3 protein-coding genes are annotated in these 4,751 nt (G+C 36.9%); all 3 read left to right on the top strand.

What is annotated here, in order from left to right:
- A partial coding sequence (locus Q0A18_RS13700) for a T9SS-dependent M36 family metallopeptidase (RefSeq protein WP_292010717.1) occupies nt 1–2,579 on the top strand: 2,579 nt, incomplete at its 5' end.
- Nucleotides 2,580–2,695: 116 nt separating this feature from the next.
- Nucleotides 2,696–3,679 carry an EamA family transporter gene (locus Q0A18_RS13695; RefSeq protein WP_292010716.1) on the top strand — a complete coding sequence of 328 codons (984 nt, stop codon included), beginning with the start codon at nt 2,696–2,698 and terminating at the stop codon, nt 3,677–3,679.
- A 60-nt stretch (nt 3,680–3,739) separates the two neighbouring features.
- Nucleotides 3,740–4,735: an alpha/beta hydrolase gene (locus tag Q0A18_RS13690; protein ID WP_292010715.1), complete on the top strand. Its 996-nt coding sequence runs from the start codon at nt 3,740–3,742 to the stop codon at nt 4,733–4,735.
- The last annotated feature ends 16 nt before the right edge of the window (nt 4,736–4,751 follow it).

Genomic DNA, 4,751 nt, shown 5'->3' with positions numbered 1-4,751 from the left:
TTGCTGTATTCTCAGTATTTCACTCGTCTTATTTGTATTCTCAGGATAATGAGAAACTTATTAAAGACTATATTACCCAAAATAAACTCCGAGAATATAAAAAGTCTGATCTTACCAACTTTGTTATTGACAATGTTGATGCTTCCAGAACGCTCAACGGAAATGTAGTTAAATTTCAACAGACCTATAATGGTTACCTTGTTCACAGTTCTGTGGGAACAGCTCTTATCCGGGATAATAAAATTGTTTATTATACAGATAATTTTATAAAAGATTATACAGTTTCAGCCCCTGCTAATGTTTCTGTTGATAGAAGTATGGCATTGCAGAAAATAGCCAGTAACCTTGGGAAAGATGAAGTGGCAACTCTTCCTATTGTTGGTTTCTTTGAAAAAACTAAAAATGACAGAAAGGTGGCCAAGCAGAGATTGGTATACGTAAATGATGGTAAAAATCAATTGCGTTTGGCTTATGAATATATGATAAAGGAACCTAAATCTGCCAATTACTGGAATATTCTGGTAGATGCAGCTAATGGTGAAATTATAGAAAAGATTAATCTTACATTATCCTGTAATTTTGCACCGGGAGCTTATCAGTCGGAGTCTCATGACTTTCATCAGCATGCACAGGCAGCAGGACCTGCACCAAAAAGTAATGATCAGAATTTGGTACTACTGACACCTGATCCTGCCTCTTATAATATATTTGCAACTCCTTTAGAAGCCCCTACTTTTGGATCCAGGTCTACAGTTTCCAATCCTTGGATTTTAGCTTCTTCTCCAGAAGGGTGGCATTCTGATGGGATCAATCATTATACTTATACCCGTGGAAATAATGTGTATGCATATGAAGATACGGCAGATATGGATGCTCCGGGACTGTCAGCAGATGGGGGAGCTTCAAGAAATTTTAATTTTCCATTTAATATCAATGGTACATCGGGTTATAACCAAATGGCTTCTATTACTAATCTGTTTTATATTAATAACAGGGTACATGATATATTTTATAAATTTGGGTTTACGGAAACAGCCAAGAATTTCCAGCAAAACAATTGGGGATTAGGAGGGATGGATGATGATAGCGTGTATGCAGAAGCTCAGGATGGAGGAGGAACTGATAATGCTAACTTTAGCTCTCCTCCTGATAACTATAACGGCTGGATGCAGATGTACATGTGGTCTCCGGTTAATCAGCTGTTTTTCTATAATGCACCGAGTGCAGCTACCTCCCGTTTGCCTGTAACAGGAATTGCAGGATTTGGGGCTCCTCTAGATGCTGTAGGTGTTACCGGGAATGTTCAGCTAGCTTCTGTAATTGATGGCTGTACAGCACTACCTGCAGGCTCATTAACCGGAAAAATAGGTTTAGTGGAAAGAGGGACATGTAACTTTACGGTTAAAGTTAAGAATGCTCAAAATGCAGGGGCAATCGCGGCGATTATTTATAATGCGCCTACTTCCGGGGCAGTGGGAGGAATGTCGGGAACAGATGCTACCATAATAATTCCTTCCGTTTTAATTACCAATGCAGAAGGTGAATACATAAAAAGTAATTTAACAACAAATACCACTGTAAATGTTACTCTAAAAAATGATCCTGCTACAGCAATGACTCCGGATGGAAGTTTTGATAACGGAATCGTTATTCATGAATATGGACATGGGATTTCAAATAGGATGACAGGAACAGGTTATGCCTGTTTAAATTCTTCTGCTGATAAAGAGCAAATGGGTGAAGGTTGGTCAGATTTCTTTGCTTTAATGTTGACCAATCAACCAGGAGATAATGCATCCGTAGCAAGAGGTATAGGGACTTATGCAGAGGGCCAGCCGATATCAGGAGGAGGAATCAGACCGGCAAAATATTCTCCGAATTTTGCAATCAATGACTTTACGTATGGAGATACTAATGGCCTTGAATATATAAATAATAATGGAGCACTTGTTCCGAATGTACATTCAATAGGATTTATCTGGGCGTCTATGTTGTGGGATCTACATTGGGAATACGTTGCCAAATATGGATATTCTTCGGATGTAACAGCCAATACAACAAATGGTAGTACAAGGATATTACAACTTGTAACAGATGCTTTAAAGCTTCAGGGTTGTAATCCTACTTTTTTAAATGGTAGAGATGCAATAGTTGCTGCTGATCTGGCAACAACCGGAGGAGCAGATAAATGTATGATATGGAGGGTGTTTGCAAAAAGAGGGCTTGGTGTAAATGCCTTGGCTGGAAGTAAAACAAACATTAATGATCAGACCGAGGACTTTACAGTTCCTTCTGATTGTATATTAGCTACAGAAGAAACAAAAACAGTAAAAAATAATATTTCTATCTATCCTAATCCTGCTAAGGATGAATTTTACATTAATTTCCCAAGTAATACCTTAGGAAAAGTTAATGTTGAAATCTATGATATGACGGGTAAATTGGTGTCTTCAGAAGATAAAATCTCACCAGACTCTAAAAAGGCGATTTCTACAGACAGGTTAATCAATGGAGCTTATCTGGTAAAAATTAAAGGACTGGGTTTTGATGCAACATCCAAAATCATTGTTAAGAAATAGACTGAAATAGAGATAACAAATAAAAAGAACGTTTCTAAGGAGACGTTCTTTTTTTATTAATAAGATAAACCCAGTAATCAGAGATTATATTGTAAATTTGCGGGGCGAAAAAAATTATGGAGAAGAGAAATATAATAAAAGGAGTATTATTTGTAGGGTTAGGTGCCAGTATCTATGGTATGTTAGCTACGTTTGTGAAGATGGCTTATAAGGAGGGGTATACCACATCTGAAGTTACTACTTCGCAGTTTATGTTGGGATTGGTTGGGCTTTTACTGCTGAACTTTATTCAGACCTTAACATCAAAACAAAGTTTGCCCTCACCCACGGGGAAAGAAGTAAGAATGCTGGTATTAGCAGGAACTTCAATGGGGTTTACAAGTTTGTTTTATTATCTGGCGGTTCAGTATATTAATGTTTCCATAGCGATAGTTTTACTGATGCAATCGGTTTGGTTCAGTGTAGTCGTTGAAGCTTTTCTGAATAAAAAATTACCGAGTTTTAGAAAAATTATAGCTACTATGATTGTTCTGTTGGGAACCGGCTTGGCTACTAATATTATCAATCAGGATATTCATCTGGACTGGCATGGGATCTTCTGGGGATTGCTTGCAGCAGCATCGTATACAATGACTATGTTTACATCAAATACAATCGCAACCCACCTTCCTGTTTTCAGAAAAAGTCTGATTATGTTATGTGGAGGAGCAATTGTCGTTTTTTTATTTTTATTCTTTGCGCAGATTGGACCCTTGTATTCTGACGGGCTAAAATCTGTTTATTTGAATTTTACGGAGAATACGCAGCATATCCGACCATTTGATTATTCTATTTTGTGGACCTATGGACTTATTTTAGCAGTTTTTGGAACTATTATACCGCCTATTTTATTTAATATAGGATTTCCTCATGCAGGATTGGGGTTGGGAAGTATCGTTTCCTCTTTGGAGCTTCCGGTTTCCGTAATGATGGCTTATATTTTATTAGGAGAAAAAGTATTATGGGTCCAGTGGATGGGAATTGCTTTGATTCTGTTTGCGATTGTTTTAATGAATTTACCTTCCAAAAAAGAAATTCTGATTGTTGAATCTTTACCATAAAAAAATAAATGAAAACCGTTTCTTTTGAAGCGTTTTTTTTAATTTTATCATAAAAAACGTATGAAATATTTTAGAAATACATTTGTTGTAATTATGTGTTCGGTATTTTCAGAAGGTTTATTGGCTCAGGTAAAGCCTCTGGATGCTACACTTTCCAATTATAAATATCCTTATGAAGTTCACTTTCTGGATTTGAAATCTCAACAACAAGACCTGAAAATGGCTTATATGGATGTGAAACCTAAAAAACCAAATGGAAAAGCGATCATGCTTTTACATGGGAAAAACTTTAATGGAGCTTATTGGGAACAGACGGCAAAAGATCTGTCAGATAAGGGCTTTAGGGTGATAATTCCAGATCAGATAGGGTTTGGTAAATCCTCAAAACCTCAGAGTTATCAATTTTCTTTTTCACAGTTGGCAGATAATACAAAGGGAATATTAGATGAACTTAAGATTGATAAAATAATTGTACTCGGGCATTCTATGGGAGGGATGGTCGGAACACGCTTTACCCTACTTTATCCTGAAAGAGTTGAGAAATTGATATTGGAGAACCCTATAGGACTTGAAGACTATAAAACCTTTGCTGCTTATCAAACTATTGATCAGGCATATCAATCCGAATTGAAAAATACGGCGGAAACTTATAAAAATTATCAACTCAGGTTTTATTATGATAACAAATGGAAAGATGAATATCAGCCCTGGCTGGATTTGATAGCAGGATGGACGCTTCATAAGGATTATCCGAAGGTAGCCTGGGATGCTGCCTTAACCTCTGATATGATTTATAACCAACCAGTATGCTATGAATTTAAAAACATTAAAGTACCTACTTTATTGATTATAGGGACGCGTGACAGGACAGCGATAGGAAAGGATAGAGCCCCTAAAGAACTTCAGCCTAAGATGGGGCAGTATCAGGAACTTGGAAAAAAAACTCAGAAAGAAATCCCCGGAGCTAAGCTGGTGGAAATTGAGAATGTAGGACATCTTCCGCATATAGAAGTATACCCTCAGTTCTTCAAGGCTCTTTATGATTTTATTAAATAATATCTTAATTCCAGGA

This window comes from Chryseobacterium sp. (genome assembly GCF_022712095.1).
GTDB lineage: Bacteria > Bacteroidota > Bacteroidia > Flavobacteriales > Weeksellaceae > Chryseobacterium.
This window is presented reverse-complemented; position numbering and strand designations above follow the sequence as displayed.

What these genes read in the sequence shown, in the direction of transcription:
- Q0A18_RS13695 (WP_292010716.1), top strand. Translation starts at nt 2,696, where the DNA reads ATGGAGAAGAGAAATATAATAAAAGGAGTATTATTTGTAGGGTTAGGT.
- Q0A18_RS13690 (WP_292010715.1), top strand. Translation starts at nt 3,740, where the DNA reads ATGAAATATTTTAGAAATACATTTGTTGTAATTATGTGTTCGGTATTT.